Origin of the sequence: Nonomuraea sp. CA-218870, from assembly GCF_050936535.1 — a bacterium.
In the GTDB taxonomy this organism is placed as follows: Bacteria; Actinomycetota; Actinomycetes; order Streptosporangiales; family Streptosporangiaceae; genus Nonomuraea; species Nonomuraea corallina.
In genome coordinates this window covers 3,824,655-3,848,027 of sequence record NZ_JBNJMN010000001.1, presented here as the reverse complement: position 1 = coordinate 3,848,027, position 23,373 = coordinate 3,824,655, and the positions used below count along the sequence as shown (strand labels likewise).

Sequence of the window (23,373 nt, the reverse complement as noted above, 5' to 3'; positions counted from 1 at the left end):
TCCTTCCGGCGCCCGACGGCTCCGAGCCTACGCCTCGGACGTCGGCCGAAGGAGGGGACGCGGCCCGCCGGCCCCCTCAGGGCGCTTCGGTCCGGGGGCGGCCGCCGGGGTGGAACACCGCCCGGACGCAGCCGTCCTCCTTCCGCTTGAACAGCTCGTAACCCCGGGGGCCGTCCTCCAGGCTCAGCGGATGGGTGAGCAGCGGGGAGGCGTCGATCTCGCCCCGGCTCATCAGGTCGAGGATCATCGGGATGTAGCGGTGGCCGTGCTGCTGCGCGCCGCGCAGCGTCAGCCCCTTGTTCATGACCGCGCCCATCGGGAACTTGTCCACCAGGCCGAGGAAGACGCCCAGCACCGAGACGGTGCCGCCCTTGCGGCAGGCGTGGATCGCCTGGCGCAGCGACAGCCCCCGGTCGGTCTCCAGGCGCAGGGCCTGCTTGGCGCGGTCGTAGGCGTACTGGGCGCCGGTCCCGTGGCTCTCCATGCCGACCGCCTCGATGCAGACGTCGGGCCCGCGCCCGCCGGTCAGCTCCTTGAGCGCGTCCAGCACGTCCACCCGCTCGTAGTCGAGCGTCTCGGCGCCGACGGCGGCGGCCATGGCCAGGCGTTCGGGGAACCGGTCGATGGCGATCACCCGGTCGGCGCCCATGCGCAGCGACGCCAGGGCCGCCATCTGGCCGACGCCGCCGCAGCCCCAGACGGCCACCACGTCACCCGGGCCGACCTCGCCCAGGTCGGCTCCCATCCAGCCGGTCGGCACGGCGTCCGAGGCGAACACGGCGCCGGCGTCCGGCACGCCGTCGGGCACCGGGAACGCGTTGACGTCGGCGTACGGGACGCGGATGTACTCGGCGTGGCTGCCGGCGAAGCCGCCCATCGCGTGCGAGTAGCCGAAGATCCCGGCGGTGGCGTGCCCGTTGAGCTTCTCCAGGAACCCCGGGTTGGGATTGGTGTTGTCGCACAGCGACCACAGGCCCTGGCGGCAGTAGTGGCAGCCGCCGCAGCCGATGATGGAGCAGACCACGACCCGCTCGCCCACCCTGCGCTCGCGCACGTCGGGACCGACCTCGACGACCTCGCCGACGAACTCGTGCCCGAGCACGTCCCCGGCGGCCATCGTCGGCACGTAGCCGTCAAGCAGGTGCAGGTCGGAGCCGCACACCGAGCTGGCGATGACCTTGATGACGGCGTCCTGCCGGTTGAGGATCGCCGGGTCGGGGACCTCCTCGACCGAGACCTCGTTCACGCCCGTCCAGCACAGCGCCTTCACCGCGGCCCCCTTCTCGTCAGCTGCCGGAACGCCGGCCCGCCGGCCCGGCCGAGGAGCGTCCGGTGTCCTTCCGGCTGACCCTCCACGACGAGCGCCTCGCCGGTCTCCAGCACCTGCTTGATCGCGCGTACCTCTTCTCTGGTGTCGCCGTCGGCGTCGCGGACGGCGATCTCGGTGCCTCGCCCGCCCGGCGCGGAGGTGATGCGGAGCTCGTGCCGCTCGGCCAGCAGCGCCAGTGCGGCGGGCCGGTCCGGGCCGGTCAGCTCGGCGGTGTCGGTCCGGACCGTGACGGCGTACCAGGTGCTCTCCTGCGGCTTCGCCTCGCGGGCCAGCCGCGCCACCAGCGCGGCGCCTCCGGCGGCGGCCAGCCCCGCGAGGAGCAGGGGTGTGCGTCTCGTGCGGCCCTTGGCCCGTCGTCTCGGGCGCCGAGAGAACGGCCCTGTACGACTTTTACTAAATGTCGCTTTCATCCCTCGCGGCTGCCCGTCCCCCGCACCGGCAAACCCTCCGCGCCCCCCGCACCCTGACCTCCGGGTTCGGGCGGGCCCGGTGACCTGTTCCACGTGAGAAGAGCCCATTTCTGGGGAGAGGTGGGGCGCAAGAACCCACGGGCCGGAGGTGGTACTGGTGAATATGGACGGTGAAGCGATCCGCGTGGGGGTCGAGGAGGAGTTCCACGTGGTCTCCCTCTCCACCCACCGCCTGGCCGGGCGCGCCGAGCTGTTGCTGGAAGGACTGCCGCCCGATCGCTTCACCCACGAGCTGCAGCGTTCCATGGTCGAGTCCAACAGCGCGCCCTTCCTGCGACTGGAGGACCTCGCGCGCGACCTGGCGGAGCTGCGCACGCGGCTGATCACGCGGGCCGACGAGCTCGGCCTGGGCATCAGCGCCGCGGGCAGCCCGCTCCTGGTCGACATGGACGAGCTGAAGGTCTCCCCCGACCCCCGCTACGAACAGATGCTCAACGACTACCAGCAGCTCACCCGCGAGCAGCTGATCTGCGGCACCCACGTGCACGCCCAGGTCGACGACCCGGACGAGGCCGTCGCCGTCGCGCACCGGCTGACGCCGTGGCTGCCTCCCCTGCTGGCGCTGTCGGCCAGCTCCCCGTTCTGGGACGGCGCCGACACCGGGTACGCCAGCTACCGCACGCTGGTCTGGCAGCGCTGGCCCACCGCGGGCCCGATCTCGAAGTTCGACTCCGCCGCCGAGTACGAGCAGATGATCCAGGAGCTGATCCGGTCGGAGGTGATCAGCGATCCCGGGATGATCTATTTCGACATCCGGCCGTCGCAGCACCTGCCCACGGTGGAGCTGCGCATCTGCGACTCCTGCCCGCGGCTGGCCGACATCGTGCTGATCGCGGGGCTGTTCCGGGCGCTGGTGGCCAGGGAGCTGGAGGCGCTGCGCCAGGGGGTCGAGCGCACGGTGCAGCTGGAGGCGGTGCGGGCCGCGACCTGGCAGGCGGCGCGGTCCGGCCTGGAGGGCGAGCTGATCGACCCGGTGGGCGGCGTGCCGCGCCCCGCGCCCGTCGTGATCAGGCGCCTGATCCAGGGCCTGCGGCCGCAGCTGGAGGAGACGTCGGACTGGGAGCTGGTCTCCGAGTTGGCCGAGGAGGCGCTGGCCAGGGGCAGCTCGGCCGAGCGCCAGCGCCGCGCGTTCGCCCGGCGGGAACAGCTGTCCGACGTCGTGGACCTGCTCCTGGCCGAGACCCGGGCCTGCGAGTGGGACCGGCCGGCGGGCAACTCCCCGCCGTACCGCTCCGCGGCGTCGTGAGGATGATGAGCACTTCAGGATCACCGATCGAGCGCGGCCGGTCGATGGCGGCCGCGGCGCTGATCGGGGTGGCGCTGATGGCGGCGGTCGACGAGATCGTCTTCCACCAGCTGCTGGGCTGGCATCACTTCTTCGACCGTTCCACCCCGGCCGTCGGCCTGCTGTCGGACGGGCTGCTGCACACCGCCGAGCTGCTCGGGCTGGTCGCGGGGTTCGTGCTGTGGGCCGATCTGCGCCGCCGCGGGACGCTGTCGGCGGCGCACGCCTGGGCCGGGCTGCTGCTCGGCGCGGGCGGGTTCCAGCTGTTCGACGGCCTGGTCAACCACAAGGTGCTCCGGCTGCACCAGATCCGCTACGTGCCGGACCTGCTGCTGTACGACCTGGCCTGGAACGGCGCCGCGCTGGCGCTGCTCGCGGCGGGGGCGGTGCTCGCCGTCCGGGCCCGCCGACGGCCGGGCGGCCGGACCGGTACGGAGGCCGGCCGATGAAAGCGGGCGGCCTGGCGGGCACGGAGACCCGCCGATGACACCGGGGCACGACCACCACGCCGGCGGCCTGGCCATGGCGCCGGCAGCGCTGTGCCTGGCCGTGCTGCTGGCGGCCGGTTACGTGGTGGCCGCGCACCGGCTGCGCCGCCGGGGCGACGCCTGGCCGTGGGCCTGGCAGGCGAGCTTCGTCGCGGGCGCCGCGCTGCTGGCCGCCGCCTTCTCCGTGCGGATGCCGGCGCAGCCGTTCACCGCGCACATGGCGCAGCACCTGCTGGCCGGGATGCTCGCCCCCGTGCTGCTCGTGGCCGGCCGCCCGCTGACGCTGACGCTGCGCGCGCTGCGCCCCGGCCGGGCGCGGCGCGCCGTGCTGGCCGTGGCGCACTCCCGTCCGGCCGGCTGGCTGGTCGTTCCGGCGGTGGCGGTGGTGCTGGACATGGGCGGGCTGTGGCTGCTGTACCGCACGCCGCTGCTGGCGGCCACCGACCATCACGCGTGGCTGCACGCGGCCGTCCATCTGCACGTGGTGGCCGCCGGCACGCTGTACGCCTTCGCCGTCTGCCAGCTCGACCCCGTGCGCCGCCGGTGGAGCCTGCCCTGGCGCGCGGGCGCGCTGCTGGCGGGCGGGGCCGCGCACGCCGTGCTGGCCAAGTCGCTGTACGGCACGCCGCCGCCCGGCACCTCCTTCGCCCCGGCCGACCTCCAGGCCGGCTCCCAGTTGATGTACTACGGCGGGGACGCGGCCGAACTCCTCCTGGCCATGATCGTCGCCGCCCAGTGGTACACCGCCACCGGCCGCGCGCACCGCCGCAGGGTCGCCGCCGCCGCGCACTGACGCCGGCGTTCACCGCAGCAGGTCCTCGGCCTCCTCCAGCACCGCGTCCACCGGGACGTCGGCCACCCACGACACCTCGTGCGGGCACCGCCCGGGGTGCGGGCCGAGCCCGCTCTCGCCGCAGACGGGGCAGGCGGGCGTCCACGACACCAGCGGCCGGTGCCGGTGCCGGGTGAGCGGCCCCGCGTTGATCAGGTTGCCGCACCAGTAGACGCCGACCGTCGCCGTCCCCACCGCCGCCGCCAGGTGGCGCGGCCCGGTGTCGTTGGCCACCACCAGGTCGCACCGCTCGTACAGGGCGGCCAGCCCGCCCACGCTCAGCCGTCCGGCGGCCGTGATCGCGGGCCGCCGCATCGCCCCGGCCACCCGGGCCACCAGGTCGCGTTCCGCCTCGCCGCCGGTGATCACCACGGGGCGGCCCAGCCGGTCGGCCACCGCCGCGAAACTCTCCGGCGGCCACTGACGGCGCGGGTCGTTGGCCCCCGGGTGGATCGCGACCAGTCCTTGCGGCAGTTCGCCCAGCTCCGCCCGGTCGCGGACCGTCACTGTCACGGCCGGCTCGATCCGGCCGGTGTGCCCGCCCACCAGTGCCGCGACCTCCAGATAGCGGATGGTCTCGTGCTGGTGGAAGCCGTAGTGGACCCACCGGTCCAGCGGCGGGGCGTCCGATGCCCGCAGGCCGGCCGTCACCCCGGCGCCCAGGGCCAGCACGAACGGGTTGGAGTAGCGTCCGCCGCCGTGCATCTGCACCGCCAGGTCGAACCGCGGGTCCCGCAGCCGCGCCAGCAGGGCGTCCGGCGCGTGCCAGCCGTCCTCCGAGGTGGACACGCCGGTGATCGGCGGCAGCGCGATCACCTCGTCCACCGGGCCCGGCCGCCCGGCCAGGAAGTCCGCGTGCCAGCGGCGGGCGAGCAGCGTGAGCGTGGCGCCGGGGTAGGCGTCCCTGATCGCCTCGATGCCGGGCAGCGCCTGCAGGAAGTCGCCCAGCGCGTTGGCGCGCAGCACCGCGATCCGCCGCACCCCGGCGACCACCGCCGACGCACGGTCCTTACTCGGGACGGGCACGGTTGCCCGGCTACCCCCGGCGCTGGGGGGACAAACCGGACGTTCGCCCCGGCGGGTGCCCGCTCACCGGTCGCCGGGCCGCGCCTCCACGCGCTCCTTGCGCTGGTCGCGGTGGTTGGCGTGGACGCTGGTGAGCGTGACGGTGACCAGGACCGTGACGATGACGCCCAGCGAGAGCAGCGTCGGGATCTCCGGGACCTGGGGCCAGATGCCGTGCGCCCAGTGCAGGACGAGCTTGACGCCGATGAACGCCAGGATGAGCGAAAGCCCGTGGTTGAGGTAGCGGAGCTTGGACAGGGCGCCCTGCAGCACGAAGTACAGCGCGCGCAGGCCGAGCAGGGCGAAGGCGTTGGTGGCGAAGACGAGGAACGGGTCCTCCGTGACGCCGTAGACGGCCGGCACCGAGTCGACGGCGAACACGATGTCGGTGGCGAAGACGGCCACCATGGCCAGCGCCAGCGGCGTCAGCGCGTACCGGCCCGCTTCCTTGACCATGAGCCGCGAGCCCCGGTAGCCGTCGGTCACCGGCATGAACCGGCGCACCAGCCGGACGGAGCGGAGGGAGGAGACGTCCACGTCGTGCTGCTGGCCGCTCGCCGCGTCCCTGAAGACCTTCACGGCGGTCACGATGAGGATGGCGCCGAACAGCAGGAACGCCCACGTCCCGCTCTGCAGGGCGGCGGCGCCGAGCGCGATGAAGACGGCCCGCAGCACGAGCGCCCCGATGATCCCGTAGAGCAGGACGCGCTGCGCCAGCACCGCCGGGACCGCGAAGGCGGCCAGCAGCAGCATGAACACGAACAGGTTGTCCACCGACAGCGACTTCTCCACGACGTAGCCCGTGAAGAACTCCACCGCCACCGTGGACCCCGCCCACGCCCAGAGGCCGGCCCCGAACACCAGCGGAAGGGCGAGATAGAAGACGGACCAGCCCACGGCCTCGCGCATGCGCACCTCGTGCGGGCGGCGCGTCACGATGAAGTCCAGCACCAGCAGGACGACCAGCCCCGCTATGGTGACCGCCCACAGCTGGGGCGAGGCGATCGATTCCAGCGCGACAGCACGCTGGACGGTCGTGGCAGGCATGCGTCCTCCTCGAACGTTGAGTCGTTCGAGGTCTCCTTCGCCCATGGGGCGGCCGCCCGGGGACCCTGCCACAGGTCCGTACTGACCGGGATCGACGCTTGGGAAGTACTCCCCTCGTCCCTCCACCGTAGGTCATCTTCACCACGGGCTCCACCTCGGGGGGCGTTCTCAGGTGGAGACGGCTCGATCCGGACGCGACGCGGCCGCCGGGGGCCCCTATAGTCGGGTGGTGCCCCCTTCTGAGATACGTACGGTGACCACCGAGGCCGAGCTGAGGGAGATCGTCAAAGAACCGGCGCGCGGCAGCTGGGACAAGGACATCGCCCGGATCGACGAGCACGCGCGCACGATCATCGCGCACTCCCCGCTCGTGCTGCTGGCCACCTCCGACCTCGACGGCACCTGCGACGTCTCCCCGCGCGGCGACCCCGCCGGGTCGGTGCTGGTCCTCGACGACCACCGGCTGGCGTTCGCCGACCGGCCCGGCAACCACCGGGTCGACAGCTTCCGCAACCTGCTGCGCAACCCCCATGTCGGGCTGCTGTTCCTGGTGCCGGGGATGAACGAGACGCTGCGGGTCAACGGCCGGGCCACGCTCGTGTCGGACGCGCCGTTCTTCGACGATCTGACGGTCCGGGGCAGGCGGCCGCGGCTGGCGGTCCTCGTCGACGTCGAGGAGCTCTACGTCCACTGCGCGAAGGCGTTCCTGCGCTCGTCGCTGTGGCAGCCGGACACCTGGCCCGACCGCGGCTCGCTGCCCTCACTCGGCCGGATCGCCAAGGACCACTTGAACCTCAGGAACGTCTCCGTGGAGCAGCTCGACGAGGGGCTCGCCCAGGACTCCGCGACCAACCAGTACTGAACCGGCCGGACGTGCCGTCACGCCCGGCTGGGCGTCGAGTGCCGCGAGCTCACGTGCGGGCGGGGACACCCGCATGCCCAGCCGCACGACGGTGCCGCCGGGGCCGGTGGTGAACGCGACCTCGTCGGCCAGGCGGCGCATCAACCAGATCCCCCGTCCGCCGGGCTCGACGGAGGGCGGCAGGGACGTGCCGGCCAGAACCCGCTCGGGGATGCCCGGCCCCCGGTCGCTGACCTCGCAGATCAGGACGCCGTCCGCGCACCACAGGACCACCCGGCCTTCTCCGCCCCCGTGCCGCACGGCGTTGACCACGCACTCGTCGGCCGCCAGCAGGAAGTCGTCGAGCCGGGTCCCGTCCAGGCCGTGCGCGCGGGCCGCGCTCAGCAGCACGTGGCGCGTGCGGGCCAGGGACCGCTCGTCGAAGCGCAGGATGATCCTCATGTCGCTCAGCCCATCCGTTCGGCCAGCTCGACCAGCCGGTTGGCGTAACCCCATTCGTTGTCGTACCAGCCGAAGACCTTGACCAGGTCCCCGCCCGCCTGGGTGAGGCCGGAGTCGAACACGCACGAGGCGGCGTCGCCGACGATGTCGCGGGAGACGAGCGGGTCGGTGCTGTACCGCAGGATCCCGCGCAGTTCGCCGGCGGCGGCCTCGGCGAAGGCGTCGTTGACCTCCTGCGCGGTGACCGGACGGCCGAGCTGGGCGGACAGGTCGGTGATGGAGCCGTCCTCGACCGGTACGCGGATGGCGATGCCGTCCAGGCGGCCGGCGAGCTCCGGCAGGACCTGGCCCACCATGCGGGCGGCGCCGGTGGTGGTCGGCACGATGTTGACGGCCGCGGAGCGGGCCCGGCGCGGATCCTTGTGCGGGGCGTCGAGCAGCCGCTGGTCGCCGGTGTAGGCGTGGATGGTGGTCATGAAGCCCCGGACCAGGCCGAAGCGCTCGTGCAGCACCTTGACCATCGGGGCCACGCAGTTGGTGGTGCAGGAGGCCAGGGACACGATCTCGTGGCGGGCCGGGTCGTGGGCGGCGTCGTTGACGCCCGGGACGATGGTGGCGTCCAGGCCCTTGCCGGGGGCCGACAGCAGAACCCTGCGGGCGCCGGCCTTCAGGTGGCCCGCCAGCGCGTCCCGGGTGCGGAAGCGGCCGGTGGCGTCGATGACCAGCCCGACGTCGTGCGCGCGCCAGTCGATCCGCTCCGGGTCGGCGCAGGAGGTCACGGAGATCTCGCGCCCGTCGACCTCGATCAGGCCGGGTGAGGCGGTGACGGGCACGTCGAGCGGCCCGTACGTGGAGTCGTGCTTGAGCAGGTGGGCCAGCGCGGCCGCGTCGGCGAGGTCGTTGACGGCGACGACCTCCAGGTCGGTGCGGAGCGCACGGCGCAGGAAGGCTCTGCCGATCCTGCCGAATCCGTTGATTCCGATTCTCATGTCCTCATCGTCCGGCGGGCGCGGCTCGCGGGTCAGAGGCCACGGTCCCGGCCGGGGCGGACCTTCGGCCCGTACTTCGACGGCATCCGGCGTCATGGGGCGGGCCAGGGCCGTTGGTCCCTCGCGGTGAGGCCGTTCGCCGCTGTCCGGAGCGCCGGCGGCGGAGTCACCATGGAGCCACCAGGGAGGTGAACGATCATGATCGGTGGACGCATGATCATGGAAGCGCCGCTCGCCGACGTCGAGCTGATGACGCTGAGGAAGCGGATCGACATCCTCGAGGAGCAGGTGCGCGTGCTGACCGCGGCGAACCTCGCCCTCGTACGGAGCATCGAGAACCTGCGGCCGGCATCCGGAGCCTGACCCACTCCCCCGGCGGCGCCGGGCCGGCGTCGGCGGGCATCAGATGGCCGGGGTCACCGCGACCGGGCACCAGGCTTCGAGCAGCGCGGTCTGGAGGACCCGGCCCAGCAGGAGACAGGCGGGTGCCTCGTTGCCCCGGTTGCCGAGCACGAGGAGCGTCGCCTCCTTGGAGGAGTCGATCAGCGCGCGCTGGGCCCGTTCGGTCACGAACTCGGTGACCACCGGCACTCCGGGGCGCCTGCCGGCCAGCTGGGTGACGACCTCGCGGAAGCGGGCCTCCGCCCCGGTGCGCAGCGCCCGTGAGCTCACGAAGGGGAGCGGGTCCTCCCACGGGACGGATCCGTGCTCCCCCCAGCAGCACAGGGCCGTCAGGGTGCCGCCGCGCAGCGCGGCCTCCTCCAAGGCGAAGTCGAAGGCCGCCAGGCTCGCGGGTGAGCCGTCGAGCCCGGCCACGATCCGGACGTCCCTGCCGTCCGGCGGCAGGAGGGGCCGTACCACGACGACCGGTCTGACACTGTGCGCGGGCACCTGGACGGCGGCCGACCCCACCCGCAGGCCCTCGAACCCGCCCTGCCCGCGGAATCCCAGCACGACCAGCTCCGCGTCGCGCGCGACCTCCAGGATCACCGCCGCGGGGGTGCCCCTGCCCAGCAGCGGCCGGACGTCGACCTCGGGAGCCAGCTCCCGGGCCCGGCCGACCCCGTCCTCCACGACGCCGAGGGCGACCCGCTCGATCTGCGCGACGGTCTCCTCCGGGACGGCTCTGAGGGCGTAGGGCCAGTGCAGGGCGTGGCAGACGAGCACGGGCAGCCCTCGCAGCCGCGCCTCGTCGAGTGCCCAGCCCAGCGCCTGCCCGCTCTCCGGCGAGTCGTCGTAGCCGACCACTATCGGCCGACCAGCATGTCCGTCGCTCACTGTCGCCTCCCGGGTTCTCCGGCCCTGCCGCAGGAAGTTCCCCCGGCCGTTGAGCTGCGGCCCACAGGCGGTACAACTTTCGGGCTTTTCCCGTTGACGGGGCTCGGTCAGGACGCGGCCCGGTGCCTGCGCCACAGCGCGAGCCCGAGCGCGGCGACCGCCAGGGCGGCGCAGGCGGGCAGCGCGCTCCAGCCGCCGGGCAGCCCCGGCGGCAGCTGCTGGACGAGGACGAAGCCGCCCATCGCCAGCACGAACCAGCCGAACGCCTTGCGCAGCCGGTCGGCGTCGATCCGGCCCGCCAGGGCGCCTCCGGCGAGCCCGCCGACCACGGCCGCTGCGGTCACGGGCAGGGCCAGGGACCAGTCGATCGCGGTGCTCTGCAGGTATCCGGCCAGGCCGGCCAGGGACTTCATGGCGATGACGACCAGCGAGGTGGCCACCGCCGCGCCCATGGGCAGGCCGCCGAGCAGGACCAGGGCGGGCACCACCAGGAAGCCGCCGCCCGCGCCGACGAGCCCGGTCACCAGGCCGACGACGACGCCTTCGGCGATCACCCGCGGGACGCGCGACTCCCCCGGTTCCGAGGTGGGGCGGGAGGCGCGGCGGTCGCCGATCATGGCGACGGCGGTGGCGAGCATCATGGCCGCGAAGCCACCCATGAGCAGCGCCTCGGGCAGGTGCGGGCCGATCAGCCCGCCCCCGTACGCCCCCGCCATGCCCGCGGCGCCGAAGACGAGACCGGTGCGCCAGCGGATGCGCCCCGCCCTGGCGTGGCCGACGGCGCTGACGGCGCTCGTGACGGCCACGACGAACAGGGAGATGGCGATGGCCTGCTTGGCCGGGACGCCGGCGAGGTAGGTCAGCACCGGGACGGTGAGGATGGACCCGCCGCCCCCGAACAGGCCGAGGGTCAGGCCGATCACCACGGCGGCGGCGATGGTCAGGGCGAGCATGTACACCCCCTGGGGTATGCGGGTGACACGAGGAGAGGCCCTCTCACGCGGCGTCCCGTGAGGGGCGCCGGGCCATCCGGGCGATGGCCGCCTCGACGTCCGCGCCGCCGGCGCGGTTGTAGGGCAGCTTGGCCAGGAGCATGCCCATGGCGCAGGTGTCGGTCAGGGCGGCGAACGTCAGGCCGGCGCCGATGAAGGCCGCGACGAGCACGGCGGCCGGGATCCACAGGCTCAGCACGACCGAGGCGAGCACGACGCTCCCGGCGACCAGCCGGACCTGCCGCTCCAGCGTCCAGCGCGGCCGGCCGCGGGTGACGGGTGCGCCGGAGGCGATCCAGGCGTTCATCCCGCCGTCCAGGACCGCGAGGTCGGACACTCCGGCGGCGTCCAGCGCCGTCCGCGCGCGTTCGGCGCGGGCGCCGGACTGGCAGATGAGCAGCATGCGCCCGCCGGCGTCGGCGACGATGCGGCGCAGATGGGCGTCGACCTGGTCGAGAGGCAGGTTGACGGCGCCGTCGATGTGCGCGGACTCGAACTCGGCCGGGGTGCGGACGTCCACGACGAGCACGTCGGGGTTGGCCGCGATCAGCGAGCGGGCGGAGGCGGCGTCGATGCGGGACATGCGGGTTTCTCCTGGGTCTTGCTCGGGTGTTCGCTTGGGTGCTTGCTTGGGTGCTTGCTTGGCTGTACGTGCAGGTCAGGCGGCGTGCGGCCGGCCGAGCGCGGCGGCGGCTTCGGCGACTCCCGCGTCGGCGAGCACGACCGGCCGGTGGCCCGCGCGGGCCAGCAGACCGGCGGCGATGCTCGCGCGGCGGCCGGAGGCGCACGCGACGAGCACGGGCCGCTCGGGGGTGAGCTCGGCGGGGACGCCCTGGGTGACCAGGTCGGGCAGGAAGCGCTCGACCGCGCCCTCCAGCCGGACCTCCTGCCGCTCACCGGGCATCCGGACGTCGAGCACCTGGGCGTCCGGCTGGGCGAGCCGCCGGACGAAGGCGTCGAGGGTCAGCAGTTCGTAGGTCTGCGTGGCGGCCTCGCCGAGGTCGCGGACGACACCTCGCACGGTGTCGACACCGATCTGGGCGAGTTGCGTGACGGCCTCGGCGACGTCCTGGTCCGGCTCGGCGACGAGCGTGATCGGCTCCTGGTAGGGCAGCAGCCAGCCGGTCCAGCTGCCGAAGTCGTCGTCCAGCTCGATGCCGATGGAGCCGGGCAGCATGCCGCGGGCCTGGGAGCGGCGCGGGCGGATGTCGACGACCTGGGTGTCCTGTGGCGCGGCGTCGAGTTCGGGGACGCGGACCGGCGGCATGGGCGGCACGCCGAGCGTGTTGGCCCTGCCCATGTGCCGGTAGAAGGCGGGGATGGGCATGGGGGCGGCCAGCAGCGCGTCGGCGAGCTCGTCAGGGTCGTCGATGGCCAGCATCGGGTTGCCGGCGCGCTCGGCCCCGATGGAGGAGGTCAGCCGGCCGGCGCCGGTGGCGGTGCAGAACGAGCCCTCGCCGTGCGTGGGGTAGAGGCCGACGCCCGGGGGCAGCGCGGCCAGGCGGCGCAGCGAGCCGTGCTGGAGGCGGGCCAGGGACCGGGCCCGCTCGGGGCCGAGCAGGTCGGGCCGGCCGGCGGAGGCGACCAGCAGGCTGCCGCCGGAGAAGAGCGCCGCCGGCTCGCCGTCGAGGAGCACCAGGTAGCTGGTGTGCTCGGGGGTGTGGCCGGGCGTGTGGATCGGGCGGAGGGTCAGGCCGTCGCCGCCGTCGAGGTCCTCCAGGTGGTAGGCGGGCACGTGCCGGTAGGCGGGCGCGGCGGCGGCGGGCAGCACCAGCTCGGCGCCGGTGCGCAGCGCGGCCTGCTCGGCGCCGGAGACGTAGTCGTTGTGCAGGTGGGTCTCCAGCACGAACCGGAGCTCCACGTCCCGCTCGGCGGCGGCGGCGAGGAACCGGTCGATGTCGCGCTGGGGGTCGACGAGGACGCCCTTGCCCTCGTGGGTCAGCAGGTAGGTCTGGTCGCCCAGGCCGGGCGTGCGGAAGGGGACGACGTCCATGATCCACTCCTCTGGATACCCGGGGGGGTATCATCGGGTCAAAAAAGGGCGGCCACGCACCCGTGGCCGCAGGGGGTCAGGCGAGTGCCAGGAAGAGCTTCTCCAGCTCCGCCACGCTCATGGGCGGCTCGTCGCCGCGGTCACGGGCGTCCTGGCAGTGGCGCAGCCCGGTGGCGACGATCTTGAATCCGGCCCGGTCGAGCGCCTTGGAGACGGCCGCGAGCTGGGTGAGCACCTTCGTGCAGTCCTCGCCGGCCTCGATCATCGCGATCACGCCCGCGAGCTGGCCATGGGCCCGCTTCAGCCGGGTCAGCGCGTCGCCCACCATGCTCTCGTTCAGCTCCATGCCCCGGACTATACCCCCAGGGGTACCCACCAGCGCAAATCAGGCTCCACCAGGACCTTCGTCGCGCAGTGGGCGGCCCGGGGACGATACGGGCCGGTGTACGGGGGTAGCCGACGGGTGCGGCGTCCGGCCCCGCACGACGGCCGCCGAGCGGGCGGGTCGTCCCGTCGCCCCGGGGTTTCCGGAGGGCCGCCAGAGCCGATGAAGGGAGTACGGGCGAACCGTCACCCGCCCGCCGGCCCGGCGGGCACCGTCGAGAGGAGAACACCCGATGAAGGCAGCGGTAGGAGACCGGCTGGTCGTCGAGAGCGCCCGCGATCACGAGTCGCGGCGGGTCGGCGTCATCACCGAGGTGCGCCACGAGGACGGGTCACCGCCCTACGTGGTGCGCTGGACGGACTCCGAACACGAGACCCTGGTGTTCCCGGGGCCGGACGCCCACGTGGTGACCAAGCAGGAGCGGGAAGCGTCGCTTCCGCCCCGGTGAGCGCCCGCGCCGGCCGCCCTCATGGCGTCCGCTCCCCCCGGGGCCGGACCACGGCGACAGGGCAGCCGACATGGTGCAGCACGCCCCGGCTGACCGAGCCGAGCACGGCCGCGGAGAAGCCGCCCATCCCGCGCGAGCCCACCACGACCAGATCGGCCGACGCCGAGGCGTCCCTGAGCGCGGCCACGGGATGCGCACACACCTGCTCGTCCGTGATCTCGACGTCCGGGTTCGCCTCCCGCCACGGCGCCACCGCCTCGTGGGCCCTGCGCCGCTGCTGGTCGAAGGCGCTGTCGAGCACCCCGCTGTAGGCGGCGGCGTACGGCTCCGAGATCGGCGCCTGCCAGGCGGACACCGCGAGGACGCCGGCCTGACGGGCGCGCGCCTGGTCGACGGCGTACTCCATCGCCGTCCGCGACCACTCCGACCCGTCGTAGCCCACCACGACCCGGCCGTGCCGGGTCTCGGCGGGGCCGCGGACGACGACGACCGGCCCCGCGGCGTGCGCCGCCACGGCGGTGCTGACCGAGCCGAGCAGCATCCCGGTGAAGCCGCCCCGTCCTCTGCTGCCCAGCACCACGCTGTCGGCCGCGGCCGAGCCGATGGTCAGTTGCTCGATGGCGTTGCCTCTCCGGGCCTCGGTGGTCACCTCCACGTCCGGCGCCACCTCCCGCGCCCGCTCCGCGGCGGCCCGCAGCGCTTCGCCGCCGTACTCCACGTCGGCCTCGCCCAGGCTTAGCGGCCAGAGCTCGGCCACGTACACGAGGTGCAGCGAGCGTCCGCGGCGGCGCGCGTCCCCGGCCGCCCACTCGACCGCCGCGGCGGCCGGTACGGACCCGTCCACTCCCACCAGGATCTGTTCCGCCATCGCTCCCCCTTCACCAGCCCCCGGTTCCCGAGCACGCCGCTCGGAGCCCTCTTACCGGACGTGTTCGCCCCGTGTGCGGAACGTGACGGCCGGCACTCTTCAGGTACCCACCTCACGGCCTCCGCCCGCCGGTCACCCGGGTTCGATGCGGGGACGCTGGAAGCGCCACGGCGCCTCCGGCCCGTGGATCGCCCGCAGCGCCCGTTCGAGCGACTGCGCCGGGGACGCGCCGGTGTCGATCTCGATGGCGTCGGGCCAGGGCGCCGCCGTCGCCGCGAGGGCGGCGGCGACCGCCGGACCGGCGTCGGAGATCCCGCCCCGGCGGCCGGCCAGCCGCTCCTCGACCAGCTGCGGCAGGGCGGTACAGCGCAGCGCCACCAGGTCGCTTGAGGTGCGCTCCGCCAGGTCTTCGGCCGCCTTCCGGTGCCCGGCGTCGCTCCAGGAAGCGTCGAGGATCACGGGCTCACCGCGCAGCAGCAGGCTCCGCGCCCGGGACAGCAGTTCGCGGTAGGTCCGCTCGGTCCACTCACGGCTGTAGATCCCCTCGCCGAAGGGCGCCGGCGCGGGCACCTCGGCCCCGATCCCGGCGAGCTCCTTGCGTACGCGGTCGCTGCTCAGCAGCGTGTAGCCCAGCCGGTCGGCGACCGCGGCGGCGACGGTGGTCTTGCCGGTCCCCGGAGTGCCGCCGACCAGCACCAGCGTCACCGCACCGGCCCGTAGATGACGCAGCGTCAGCTCGGCCAGCTCGCGGGCGTCGCGCACCGTACCGAGGTCTCCCTGCCGATACCGCACGCCGGCGACCTTGGCGCGGACGAAGGCCCGGTAGGCGACGTAGTGGTGCCACAGCGAGGCCGGAGCGGGGTCACCGGAGAACTGGGTGTACCAGCGCAGGAACAGCTCGGCCGGCCGAGGCGCCCCCAGCCGCTCCAGGTCCATGGCCAGGAACGCGGCGTCGTCCAGGCCGTCGACGAAGCGCAGCCGTTCGTCGAACTCCAGGCAGTCCATGATCCGCGGCCCGTCGTCCAGGCAGAAGATGTCGTCGGCCAGCAGGTCCCCGTGGCCGTCCACGATGCGGCCCTCGGCGATCCGCGCGGCGAACAGGCGCTCACGGCCGTCGAGGAAACGGCCGACGAGCCGTTCGATCTCCTCGATCACCCCGGGGCCGAACACGGCGCCGGAGGTCTCACGGACCTGGGCGAAGCTCGCCGTCCAGCGTTCCCGCAGCGCCCGCGCCTCTCCCTGCCGGTCGATCTCCGGGCCGCGGCGCGAGCGGCCGTGCAGGCTCGCGACCATCCGGGCGACCTGGCGCAGCTCCGCCTCCACCGGTTCGCCCGCGCGGATCATCGTCGCGAGCCGGCGTCCGTCCGGCATCCGCCGCATCACCACGAGGTGCTCGCAGGGCCGCCCGTCGGGGCCGAGCACGTCGGCGACGCCCTCGTAGACGTCGGGCGCGAGCCTCCGGTTGAGCCTCACCTCCTCGTGGGAGATGGCCTGCCGGGCCTCACGCGTGGTGAAGTCGAGGAAGCCCAGATCCACCGGCTTGCGCACCTTGATCGCCCGGTCGCCGAGCAGGATCACCACGGCCGAATGCGTCTCCTTGATCTGAGCCCACGGTCCCATCACAACGCCCCCGCACTCCCCCGCCCGGCCGTCCCGATCCGGGCCCGTCTCACGGCTGCCCCTACCCGCATTTCCCCAGGTTGAGCGGCCAGATCCGGTAATCAGGGCCGGGCCGGAGGTTGGGTGAGGACCTCCGGCCGGGTACGCCAGGAGGGCGCTGACCGCGTCCGCGCCGGACCCAGGTGATCGTGCCGTGGGTCCCGATCCGGCGAATCCGCGAGGGGGCCTGGTGACTGCGTCGCCGTTGGTGAGACCGGTGCTCAGGGGTCGTCACGAGCCCTGGGGCCGGCCGGGACGCGCTCGATGAGCCGGCCGGAGCCCGACCCGACCGAGCGGCTGGAGCCGCTGCTGCGCGACCTGGGCAGCTCGCGCACCGGCCTGACCTCGCGAGAGGCGGCGCGGCGGCTGGTCCACTACGGTCCCAACGAGCTTCGCCGACGCGGCGGCCGGCACTGGCCCCGCGCACTGGGGCGGCAGTTCACCCATCCGCTGGCGCTGCTGCTGTGGGCGGCGGCGGCTCTGGCCTTCGTGGCGGGGATCGTCCCGATCGCGGTGGCGGTCATGGTGGTGATCATCCTCAACGCGGTGTTCGCCTTCGCCCAGGAGGTGCAGGCCGAGAAGGCCGTCGAGGCGCTGGCCGCGTTCCTGCCGGTCCAGGCGAAGGTGCTGCGCGACGGACGGCCGCAGGCGGTGCCCGCCGCCGAGCTGGTGCCGGGCGACGTGCTGATGATCGAGGAGGGTGACCGGATCTCGGCGGACGCCCGGCTGATCTCGGGCGGCATCGAGGTCGACCTGTCGACGCTGACCGGCGAGTCGATGCCGGTCTTTCGCTCCGCTGACCTGGCGGACACCGGCGTGAGCCTGCTACAGGCTCGTGACCTGGCGTTCTCCGGGACGATGTGCACCGAGGGGCAGGCTCGGGCGGTCGTGTTCGCCACCGGGATGCGCACCGAGCTGGGGCGGATCGCGGCGCTGTCGGAACGCGTCCAGCCGGAGGAGAACCCGCTCGACCGGCAGATCCGCAAGGTGTCGCGACTGATCGCGCTGATCGCGCTCATCACCGGGGCGGCCTTCGTCCCGATCGCGACCTTCGGCGCACACCTGCCGGTGTCCGAGGCGGTGGTGTTCGCCGTGGGGCTGCTCGTGGGCAACGTGCCCGAAGGGCTGCTGCCGGTGATCACCCTGGCGCTGGCGCTGGGCGTGCGCGACCTGGCGCGGCGAGGGGCGGTGGTCAAACGGCTGAGCGCGGTGGAGACGCTGGGGTCGACGGGGGTCATCTGCACCGACAAGACCGGCACGCTCACGGAGAACCGCATGCGGGTCACCCACGTCTGGACCGCCGCCGGGACCTACGAGCTCGGGGACGCCCCGGTGTCCGGGGACGCGCGGCGCGCCGACCCGGCGCTCGCGGGGCTGGCCTCCGTCATGACGGCGTGCAACAACGCCCGCCGGGACCTCGCGGGAACCCTGACCGGCGACCCCACCGAGGTGGCGATGCTCGGGGCCGCCGACCGGCTCGGGGAGCCCGGCGCCGCCGGACGGCTGTGCCTGTTCCACTTCGACCCGGCGCTGAAGCGGATGTCGACCGTCGACGAACGCGACGGCGGCACCTGGGTGGACACCAAAGGAGCGCCCGAGACGGTCCTCCCTCAGTGCGCCGCGATCATGGAGGGGGGCGCGGCCCGGCCTCTCACCGCCGACCGGCGCCGCGACGTCGAACAGGTCGTGGACGACCACGCCCGCCAGGGCCTGCGCGTGCTGGCCCTGGCCGTACGCCGCCTGGACCCCGGTCAGCCCGTGCCCCGGCGGCGCGAGGACGCCGAACGCGACCTGACCCTGCTGGGCCTGGTCGCGATGCAGGATCCGCCGCGCCCCGAGGTCGCCGAGGCGGTCGCGCACTGCCATGCCGCCGGGATCCGCATCATCGTGGTCACCGGCGACCACGCGCTGACCGCGGCGGCGGTGGCCCGGCAGGTGGGCATCGTCGGCGAGCGGCCCGCCGTCGTCACCGGCGAGCAGCTCGACCGCATGAGCGAGCACGACCTGGACGCGCTGCTGCGCGAACACCGTCAGCTGATCTTCGCCCGCAGCTCGCCCGAGGCCAAACTGCGGATCGCCGACGCGCTGCGCGCCGAGGGGCACGTGGTGGCGATGACCGGCGACGGGGTCAACGACGCGCCCGCCCTGCGCCGCGCCGACATCGGCGTGGCCATGGGGCGCTCCGGCACGGACGTGGCCAGGGAAGCCTCCACAGTGGTGCTCACCGACGACGACTTCGCCACCGTCGTCGCCGCCATCAGGTCAGGCCGGCAGGTCTACGACAACATCCGCAAGTTCATCTGCTACATCTTCGCCCACACCACCCCCGAGATCGTCCCGTTCCTCGTGTTCGCCCTCGCGGGCGGCGCCATCCCGCTCCCGCTCACGGTGCTGCAGCTGCTGGCCTTCGACGTCGGCACCGAGACCCTGCCCGCGCTGGCGCTGGGCCGCGAACCCGCCGAACCGGGCCTCATGCGACGCCCGCCCCGCGAACGGTCCGAAAGCGTGATCCGCCCCGCCATGCTGGTGCGCGCCTGGCTGTTCCTCGGCGTGATCTGCGCCGTCCTGTCCATGGCCGGGTTCTTCTACGTGCTGCTCAGAGCCGGCTGGCACCCGGGCGATCCGACCGGGCCCGGCAGCCCGCTGCACCACGCCTACCGGCAGGCGACCACCATGACCTTCCTCGGCCTGATCGCCGGCCAGGTCGGCACCGCGTTCGCCGCCAGGACCGAACACGCCTCCCTGCGCTCTGTCGGCGTCACCTCCAACCCGCTGCTGCTGTGGGGCATCGCCTTCGAACTGGCCCTGGCCGCCGTGCTCATCTACGCCCCGCCGTTCCAGGCACTGCTGGGCACCGCCGCCCTGACCCCGGACATGCTGGCCTTCGTCGTCCCGTTCCCGTTCCTCGTCTGGGGCGCCGACGAGATCCGCCGCTGGCTGCTGCGCCGCCGCAAGGCCGCCCCTTGACCCCGTCCTGAGGGAACTTTCGCCTCCGGTTCGGGTGGCCCGCGGCCCCGTACCAGGTAGGGAGGGATGGTGCGAAGGCCCCGAACGATCAGCAGCCCGAAGGGGAGGACCCGGTGAGTTCCGCATCCTCTGGACTGTCATCCGCCGATGCGGCCGCGCGGCTGGAACGGGACGGAGCCAACGTGCTGCCGCAGAAGCCGCCCGTTCCGCTGTGGCGGCGCGTGGCCACCCAGCTCCGGGACCCGCTGATCGTCGTCCTGCTCGTCGCGGTGGTGCTCACCGTCGTCGCGGGTGACTGGACCGACACCGTCGTCATCCTGCTCGTGATCGTCGTGAACACCTCCGTCGGGGTCGCGCAGGAGATCAGGGCCGACCGGGCCATCACGGCGCTGTCCCAGTTGACGGCCCCGGAGGCCCGGGTGATCCGCGACGGTTCCCAGCGGCAGATCCCAGCAGCCGAGGTCGTCCGGGGAGACCTGCTGGCGCTGGCCGAAGGCGACATCGTCGTGGCCGACGCCACGGTGACGGAGGCGGCGGCCCTGCTCGTCGACGAGTCGTCGCTGACCGGCGAGTCGGTCCCGGTGGACAAGGCCGGCGACGACCCGCTCTCCTCCGGCACCGTCGTGGTGAGAGGGCGGGGCCGTGCCGTGGTCACCGCGACCGGGGCGGACAGCGCGAGCGGCCGCATCGCGTCCATGATGGTCCGGGGAGCGCGCCTGACGCCGCTGCAGCGCCGCCTGGTGGGGGTGGGCCGGCTGCTGGCCGGCGTCGCGGTGGCGCTGTCCGCGGTGGTGCTCGCCCTGGGGCTGGCCCGGGGGCAGCCGGTCGAGCTGATGGTGGTGACCGCGATCAGCCTGGTCGTGGCGGCGGTTCCGGAGTCGTTGCCCGCCGTCGTGACCCTGAGCCTGGCCCTGGGCGCCCGCCGGATGGCCGGGCGCAACGCGCTCGTCCGCAAGCTGCCCGCCGTGGAGACGCTGGGCTCGGTGACCGTGATCGCCACGGACAAGACCGGCACCCTCACCGAGGGCCGGATGGTCACCCGGCGCGCGTGGACCCCCACGGGCGAGGCGCTGTTCACGGGCTCCGGGTACGCGCCCGACGGCGAGGTCGTCCGGGACGAGTCCCTCGACGAGGCGAGCCTCGCCGCCCTGCTGACCGCGGCCGTCCTATGCAACGACGCCCGGTTGTCCCCGCCGGACGAGCCCGGCGGTGAGTGGACGGCGCTCGGCGATCCGACCGAGGCGGCCCTGCTCGCCGCCGCCGCCAAGGCGGGCCTGGACCCTGTCGAACTGCAGGAGCGCTTCCCGCGCGTCGCCGAGCAGCCCTTCGACAGCGGACGCAAGCGGATGAGCACCGTGCACCACCTGCCCGGCGGGCGCGGCCGGGCGATCTGCAAGGGAGCGCCCGAGGCGATGCTCGACGCCTCGGTCCTGACCGACGATCCGGCGCTGCGGGCCCGCGCCGCCGACCGGGCCGAGGAGCTCGCGCGCGCCGGCTACCGCGTCCTGGCGGTGGCCGCCGCCGACCTGGACGAGGTGCCCGGCACGGCGCGCGAGAGCGGGCTGTCGCTGCTCGGGCTGGTCGCGCTCCAGGATCCGCCACGTCCCGCCGCCTCCGCCGCGATCACCGGCTGCAAGCGGGCCGGCATCAAGCCGCTCCTCATCACCGGCGACCATCCAGGGACCGCCCGCGCCGTCGCCACCGACCTGGGCATCATCGCCGCCGGCGACCCGGTCGTGGACTGCCGCGATCCCGGCCTCCGCGATCAGGCCGGAGCCCGGGTGTACGCCCGCGCCACCCCTGAACAGAAACTCGAGATCATCCAGGATCTGCAGGAGCGCGGCGAGACCCTGGCCATGACCGGCGACGGCGTCAACGACGGGCCGGCGCTGCGCCGCGCCGACATCGGCGTGGCCATGGGCAGGCGCGGCACCGAGGTCGCCCGCCAGGCGGCCGATCTCGTCCTCGCCGACGACGACCTCGACACCGTCGTCGCGGCCGTCGAAGAGGGACGCCGCGTCTACACCAACATCCGCCGCTTCCTGGTCTACGGCCTGTCGGGCGGGGCCGCGGAGCTGGCGGTGATGCTGCTGGGGCCGTTCGTCGGGCTGGCGCTCCCCCTGCTGCCCGCCCAGATCCTGTGGATCAACCTGCTGACCCACGGGCTGCCGGGCGTGGCCCTCGGCGGCGAGCCTGCCGTGCCCGGGACCATGGACGTCCCGCCCCGGCCCGCCGGCCAGAGCATCCTGGGAGCCGGCCTGTGGCAGCGCCTGATCAGGATCGCGTCCGTGCTGACCGCCGTCACCCTGGGCGTCGCCGTCTGGGCGCACGCGACGGGACGCCCGTGGCAGAGCATGGCCTTCTTCGCCCTCGGCGCCGCCCAGCTCGGCGTCGCGCTCGGCTCCCGCACCAGGCCCGGCACGCTGGCCAACCCCATGCTGCTGCTGGCGGTCGCCGGCGCGTTCGTGCTGCAGCTCGCCGGACTGTACGTGCCGCTGCTGCGTGAGCTCCTCGGCACCGAGCCGTTGAGCGCGGGCGACCTGTTGATCGTCACCGCGCTGGCCGCCCTCGGCTACGCCGCCGTACGCCTCGACCGGATCGTGCACCCGCCCCGCTCGCCGAGGGATCGGCACTGATCAGCTCGGACGCGCCCTTTGCCCGATGGTGACCGGCGCTTTCGTGTGAGGCCACATGGGGCCTGGAGACCGGTTCGACGCCTTTCGCGCTGCGGACGGAGCGGGTGTGGGGCACGCCGATACCCCGGCGGCCCGGACTGCGCGTCCCGGAGATGTTCGCCGCCGCGCGCGCTCGGGAGCGCTCCAGGCGCTGTGGATCACCGGAGCGGGACGTGTGCGCCACCGATTCGAACAGCACGCTCGTCGCCCAGACGATCGACGCCTGCCCGCTCGTAGTCTGCGGCGAGCTGTTCCTGTCGGAGTACGTCTCGGCCGATGGGGTCAACGCCCCTGCCTCCGACCGGGCCGACACCGTGACCTCATGCCCGGAGTACAAGGTCACCGCCGTGCACCTGGCGGGCTGAGCGCGCACTCCGTTCCGGGCCGGGAGCCCCTACTTGGGGGAAAGGACGCGGCCCCTGAACTTCGGGCGCTTGGTCTCCCAGTAGCGCCAGCCCTCCACCTGGGCGGGCACGTTCGCTATGCCGCGCTCGATCAGGCGGTGACGGCAGGTGCCGAGCACCGACCAGGCGGACCAGCCGACGCGGTAGCCGAAGACGCGGTACCGCATGTTGCCGTACATGCCCTTGGTGATCTCCCGCGTGTACTCGTGGCCGGCGAAGACCATGTGCCGCTCCTCCAGGTGCGGGATCCCCAGCAGGCGCAGGTTGCGCACCACGTCCCCGGTGGTGACGGAGAGCTGACGCTCCGACTCGGTCTCCAGGAAGGCGAGCACCTCGTGCTCCCGCGTCACCTGCACCGTCATCGTCCCGCCCGGCCCGTCGATGAAGCGGGTGCGCGGGATGAAGAAGTTCGTCGGCGAGAGGCCGTGGACCTTGTAGAACACCCGGGGGTGGCACCGCCCGTGGCCGTCCTTGAGATCCAGCTTCACGTGCACGGACGGGGTCACGGTCACGGTCGGCGTGGGCGAGGAGGTCGTCGTAGGGGTCGGGGTCGGGCTCGGGCTCGGGGTCGGCCGTGACGCCGGCCACGGGCGCGGCCTCATGGTCGAACGGGCAGCCGGGTTCAGGGCCGGGTCCCTGTTCAGGTCCGTGGCCGGCTCGGGAGTCGGCTCGGGGGCCGGACGCGGGACCGGGCGGGTGGCCTGGCTCACGGCGGGGTCCGCGCCGGCCGCCGGGGACAGGACCGCGGCGAGGGCCGTGGAGAGCGAGCCCGCGACGAGCATCACCGACCTCCGCGGCGGGCGGAGCCTTCTCAGCCGGGAGGGTACGACCGATGCTGCTCTTCCTTTTTCGGATGTGAACATGATGGCGCGGTTCCTTTCGGCCGGTACCGTAC

General features: G+C 73.8%; 23 protein-coding genes. 9 read left to right on the top strand and 14 right to left on the bottom strand.

The window, feature by feature from the left end; genetic code table 11:
* Nucleotides 1–76: 76 nt before the first annotated feature.
* Both ACQEUU_RS18600 and ACQEUU_RS18595 read right to left on the bottom strand, forming a co-directional pair.
* Nucleotides 77–1,270 (bottom strand): zinc-dependent alcohol dehydrogenase, encoded by a 1,194-nt coding sequence (locus ACQEUU_RS18600; protein WP_433067591.1) that lies wholly within the window; start codon nt 1,268–1,270, stop codon nt 77–79.
* Nucleotides 1,267–1,611 (bottom strand): hypothetical protein, encoded by a 345-nt coding sequence (locus ACQEUU_RS18595; protein ID WP_433067589.1) that lies wholly within the window; start codon nt 1,609–1,611, stop codon nt 1,267–1,269. The genes ACQEUU_RS18600 and ACQEUU_RS18595 overlap by 4 nt, the downstream gene beginning before the upstream one ends.
* Before the next feature lie 292 nt (nt 1,612–1,903).
* Here ACQEUU_RS18595 and ACQEUU_RS18590 point away from each other — a divergent pair, with 292 nt between their 5' ends.
* Genes ACQEUU_RS18590 through ACQEUU_RS18580 form a run of 3 tightly spaced genes read left to right on the top strand, consistent with a single transcriptional unit; the run spans nt 1,904 to nt 4,366 of the window.
* Entirely contained in the window at nt 1,904–3,046 is a 1,143-nt protein-coding gene (locus ACQEUU_RS18590) for a carboxylate-amine ligase (protein ID WP_433067588.1), read from the top strand.
* A 5-nt stretch (nt 3,047–3,051) separates the two neighbouring features.
* The gene (locus ACQEUU_RS18585) at nt 3,052–3,534 is read left to right on the top strand and encodes a DUF2243 domain-containing protein (RefSeq protein ID WP_433067586.1); all 483 of its coding nucleotides are present in this window, start codon (nt 3,052–3,054) and stop codon (nt 3,532–3,534) included.
* A gap of 34 nt (nt 3,535–3,568) precedes the next feature.
* On the top strand, nt 3,569–4,366 hold the full coding sequence (locus ACQEUU_RS18580; RefSeq protein ID WP_433067585.1) for a cytochrome c oxidase assembly protein: 798 nt from the start codon (nt 3,569–3,571) through the stop codon (nt 4,364–4,366).
* A gap of 9 nt (nt 4,367–4,375) precedes the next feature.
* Here the strand turns inward: ACQEUU_RS18580 and ACQEUU_RS18575 are convergent, their stop codons facing one another.
* Nucleotides 4,376–5,431 (bottom strand): glycosyltransferase family 9 protein, encoded by a 1,056-nt coding sequence (locus tag ACQEUU_RS18575; RefSeq protein ID WP_433067583.1) that lies wholly within the window; start codon nt 5,429–5,431, stop codon nt 4,376–4,378.
* Between the two features lie 63 nt (nt 5,432–5,494).
* Nucleotides 5,495–6,517, bottom strand: a complete 1,023-nt coding sequence (locus ACQEUU_RS18570; RefSeq protein ID WP_433067581.1) for a TerC/Alx family metal homeostasis membrane protein — start codon at nt 6,515–6,517, stop codon at nt 5,495–5,497.
* Between the two features lie 253 nt (nt 6,518–6,770).
* Between ACQEUU_RS18570 and ACQEUU_RS18565 the strand changes: the two genes are divergently transcribed.
* Nucleotides 6,771–7,379 (top strand): pyridoxamine 5'-phosphate oxidase family protein, encoded by a 609-nt coding sequence (locus ACQEUU_RS18565; protein WP_433067579.1) that lies wholly within the window; start codon nt 6,771–6,773, stop codon nt 7,377–7,379.
* Here ACQEUU_RS18565 and ACQEUU_RS18560 read toward each other — a convergent pair.
* Together ACQEUU_RS18560 and gap are read right to left on the bottom strand one after the other, a co-directional pair.
* Nucleotides 7,278–7,820, bottom strand: a complete 543-nt coding sequence (locus ACQEUU_RS18560) for an ATP-binding protein (protein ID WP_433067578.1) — start codon at nt 7,818–7,820, stop codon at nt 7,278–7,280. The genes ACQEUU_RS18565 and ACQEUU_RS18560 overlap by 102 nt on opposite strands.
* A gap of 5 nt (nt 7,821–7,825) precedes the next feature.
* Nucleotides 7,826–8,809: a type I glyceraldehyde-3-phosphate dehydrogenase gene (gap, locus tag ACQEUU_RS18555; protein WP_433067577.1), complete on the bottom strand. Its 984-nt coding sequence runs from the start codon at nt 8,807–8,809 to the stop codon at nt 7,826–7,828.
* 198 nt (nt 8,810–9,007) lie between these two features.
* Between gap and ACQEUU_RS18550 the strand changes: the two genes are divergently transcribed.
* On the top strand, nt 9,008–9,172 hold the full coding sequence (locus ACQEUU_RS18550) for a hypothetical protein (protein WP_433067575.1): 165 nt from the start codon (nt 9,008–9,010) through the stop codon (nt 9,170–9,172).
* Between the two features lie 39 nt (nt 9,173–9,211).
* Here ACQEUU_RS18550 and ACQEUU_RS18545 read toward each other — a convergent pair whose 3' ends face one another.
* The 5 genes from ACQEUU_RS18545 to ACQEUU_RS18525 form a co-directional block, all read right to left on the bottom strand.
* Nucleotides 9,212–10,087, bottom strand: coding sequence for a universal stress protein (locus tag ACQEUU_RS18545; protein WP_433067573.1), 876 nt, complete (start codon nt 10,085–10,087; stop codon nt 9,212–9,214).
* 107 nt (nt 10,088–10,194) lie between these two features.
* On the bottom strand, nt 10,195–11,040 hold the full coding sequence (locus ACQEUU_RS18540; RefSeq protein ID WP_433067570.1) for a sulfite exporter TauE/SafE family protein: 846 nt from the start codon (nt 11,038–11,040) through the stop codon (nt 10,195–10,197).
* A 43-nt stretch (nt 11,041–11,083) separates the two neighbouring features.
* Complete coding sequence (locus ACQEUU_RS18535) at nt 11,084–11,662, bottom strand: rhodanese-like domain-containing protein (RefSeq protein ID WP_433067567.1); 579 nt, start codon at nt 11,660–11,662, stop codon at nt 11,084–11,086.
* 75 nt (nt 11,663–11,737) lie between these two features.
* A complete protein-coding gene (locus ACQEUU_RS18530; RefSeq protein WP_433067564.1) occupies nt 11,738–13,072 on the bottom strand; it encodes an MBL fold metallo-hydrolase in 1,335 nt (444 codons plus the stop codon).
* 76 nt (nt 13,073–13,148) lie between these two features.
* The gene (locus ACQEUU_RS18525; RefSeq protein WP_270152847.1) at nt 13,149–13,418 is read right to left on the bottom strand and encodes a metal-sensitive transcriptional regulator; all 270 of its coding nucleotides are present in this window, start codon (nt 13,416–13,418) and stop codon (nt 13,149–13,151) included.
* 271 nt (nt 13,419–13,689) lie between these two features.
* Here ACQEUU_RS18525 and ACQEUU_RS18520 point away from each other — a divergent pair, with 271 nt between their 5' ends.
* Nucleotides 13,690–13,905, top strand: coding sequence for a DUF1918 domain-containing protein (locus tag ACQEUU_RS18520; protein WP_433067560.1), 216 nt, complete (start codon nt 13,690–13,692; stop codon nt 13,903–13,905).
* Between the two features lie 19 nt (nt 13,906–13,924).
* Here the strand turns inward: ACQEUU_RS18520 and ACQEUU_RS18515 are convergent, their stop codons facing one another.
* Together ACQEUU_RS18515 and ACQEUU_RS18510 are read right to left on the bottom strand one after the other, a co-directional pair.
* Nucleotides 13,925–14,773: a universal stress protein gene (locus ACQEUU_RS18515; RefSeq protein ID WP_433067557.1), complete on the bottom strand. Its 849-nt coding sequence runs from the start codon at nt 14,771–14,773 to the stop codon at nt 13,925–13,927.
* 132 nt (nt 14,774–14,905) lie between these two features.
* Nucleotides 14,906–16,393 carry an AAA family ATPase gene (locus ACQEUU_RS18510; RefSeq protein WP_433067554.1) on the bottom strand — a complete coding sequence of 496 codons (1,488 nt, stop codon included), beginning with the start codon at nt 16,391–16,393 and terminating at the stop codon, nt 14,906–14,908.
* Between the two features lie 303 nt (nt 16,394–16,696).
* Here ACQEUU_RS18510 and ACQEUU_RS18505 point away from each other — a divergent pair, with 303 nt between their 5' ends.
* From ACQEUU_RS18505 to ACQEUU_RS18495, 3 genes are all read left to right on the top strand, one after another.
* Nucleotides 16,697–19,399, top strand: coding sequence for a cation-translocating P-type ATPase (locus ACQEUU_RS18505; protein WP_433067552.1), 2,703 nt, complete (start codon nt 16,697–16,699; stop codon nt 19,397–19,399).
* Nucleotides 19,400–19,512: 113 nt separating this feature from the next.
* Nucleotides 19,513–22,035 (top strand): cation-translocating P-type ATPase, encoded by a 2,523-nt coding sequence (locus ACQEUU_RS18500; RefSeq protein ID WP_433067549.1) that lies wholly within the window; start codon nt 19,513–19,515, stop codon nt 22,033–22,035.
* Nucleotides 22,036–22,247: 212 nt separating this feature from the next.
* Entirely contained in the window at nt 22,248–22,439 is a 192-nt protein-coding gene (locus ACQEUU_RS18495; protein ID WP_433067546.1) for a hypothetical protein, read from the top strand.
* 29 nt (nt 22,440–22,468) lie between these two features.
* On the opposite strand, the gene ACQEUU_RS18490 is transcribed toward ACQEUU_RS18495, so the two are convergent.
* Nucleotides 22,469–23,260, bottom strand: coding sequence for a hypothetical protein (locus ACQEUU_RS18490; protein WP_433067543.1), 792 nt, complete (start codon nt 23,258–23,260; stop codon nt 22,469–22,471).
* Nucleotides 23,261–23,373: the final 113 nt, after the last annotated feature.

Coding starts and splice junctions, on each gene's coding strand:
- ACQEUU_RS18590 (WP_433067588.1), top strand. CDS start 1,904: ATGGACGGTGAAGCGATCCGCGTGGGGGTCGAGGAGGAGTTCCACGTG.
- ACQEUU_RS18510 (WP_433067554.1), bottom strand. CDS start 16,393: ATGGGACCGTGGGCTCAGATCAAGGAGACGCATTCGGCCGTGGTGATC.
- ACQEUU_RS18580 (WP_433067585.1), top strand. CDS start 3,569: ATGACACCGGGGCACGACCACCACGCCGGCGGCCTGGCCATGGCGCCG.
- ACQEUU_RS18550 (WP_433067575.1), top strand. CDS start 9,008: ATGATCGGTGGACGCATGATCATGGAAGCGCCGCTCGCCGACGTCGAG.
- gap (WP_433067577.1), bottom strand. CDS start 8,809: ATGAGAATCGGAATCAACGGATTCGGCAGGATCGGCAGAGCCTTCCTG.
- ACQEUU_RS18585 (WP_433067586.1), top strand. CDS start 3,052: ATGAGCACTTCAGGATCACCGATCGAGCGCGGCCGGTCGATGGCGGCC.
- ACQEUU_RS18560 (WP_433067578.1), bottom strand. CDS start 7,820: ATGAGGATCATCCTGCGCTTCGACGAGCGGTCCCTGGCCCGCACGCGC.
- ACQEUU_RS18525 (WP_270152847.1), bottom strand. CDS start 13,418: ATGGAGCTGAACGAGAGCATGGTGGGCGACGCGCTGACCCGGCTGAAG.
- ACQEUU_RS18520 (WP_433067560.1), top strand. CDS start 13,690: ATGAAGGCAGCGGTAGGAGACCGGCTGGTCGTCGAGAGCGCCCGCGAT.
- ACQEUU_RS18540 (WP_433067570.1), bottom strand. CDS start 11,040: ATGCTCGCCCTGACCATCGCCGCCGCCGTGGTGATCGGCCTGACCCTC.
- ACQEUU_RS18490 (WP_433067543.1), bottom strand. CDS start 23,260: ATGCTCGTCGCGGGCTCGCTCTCCACGGCCCTCGCCGCGGTCCTGTCC.
- ACQEUU_RS18505 (WP_433067552.1), top strand. CDS start 16,697: ATGAGCCGGCCGGAGCCCGACCCGACCGAGCGGCTGGAGCCGCTGCTG.
- ACQEUU_RS18570 (WP_433067581.1), bottom strand. CDS start 6,517: ATGCCTGCCACGACCGTCCAGCGTGCTGTCGCGCTGGAATCGATCGCC.
- ACQEUU_RS18515 (WP_433067557.1), bottom strand. CDS start 14,773: ATGGCGGAACAGATCCTGGTGGGAGTGGACGGGTCCGTACCGGCCGCC.
- ACQEUU_RS18530 (WP_433067564.1), bottom strand. CDS start 13,072: ATGGACGTCGTCCCCTTCCGCACGCCCGGCCTGGGCGACCAGACCTAC.
- ACQEUU_RS18535 (WP_433067567.1), bottom strand. CDS start 11,662: ATGTCCCGCATCGACGCCGCCTCCGCCCGCTCGCTGATCGCGGCCAAC.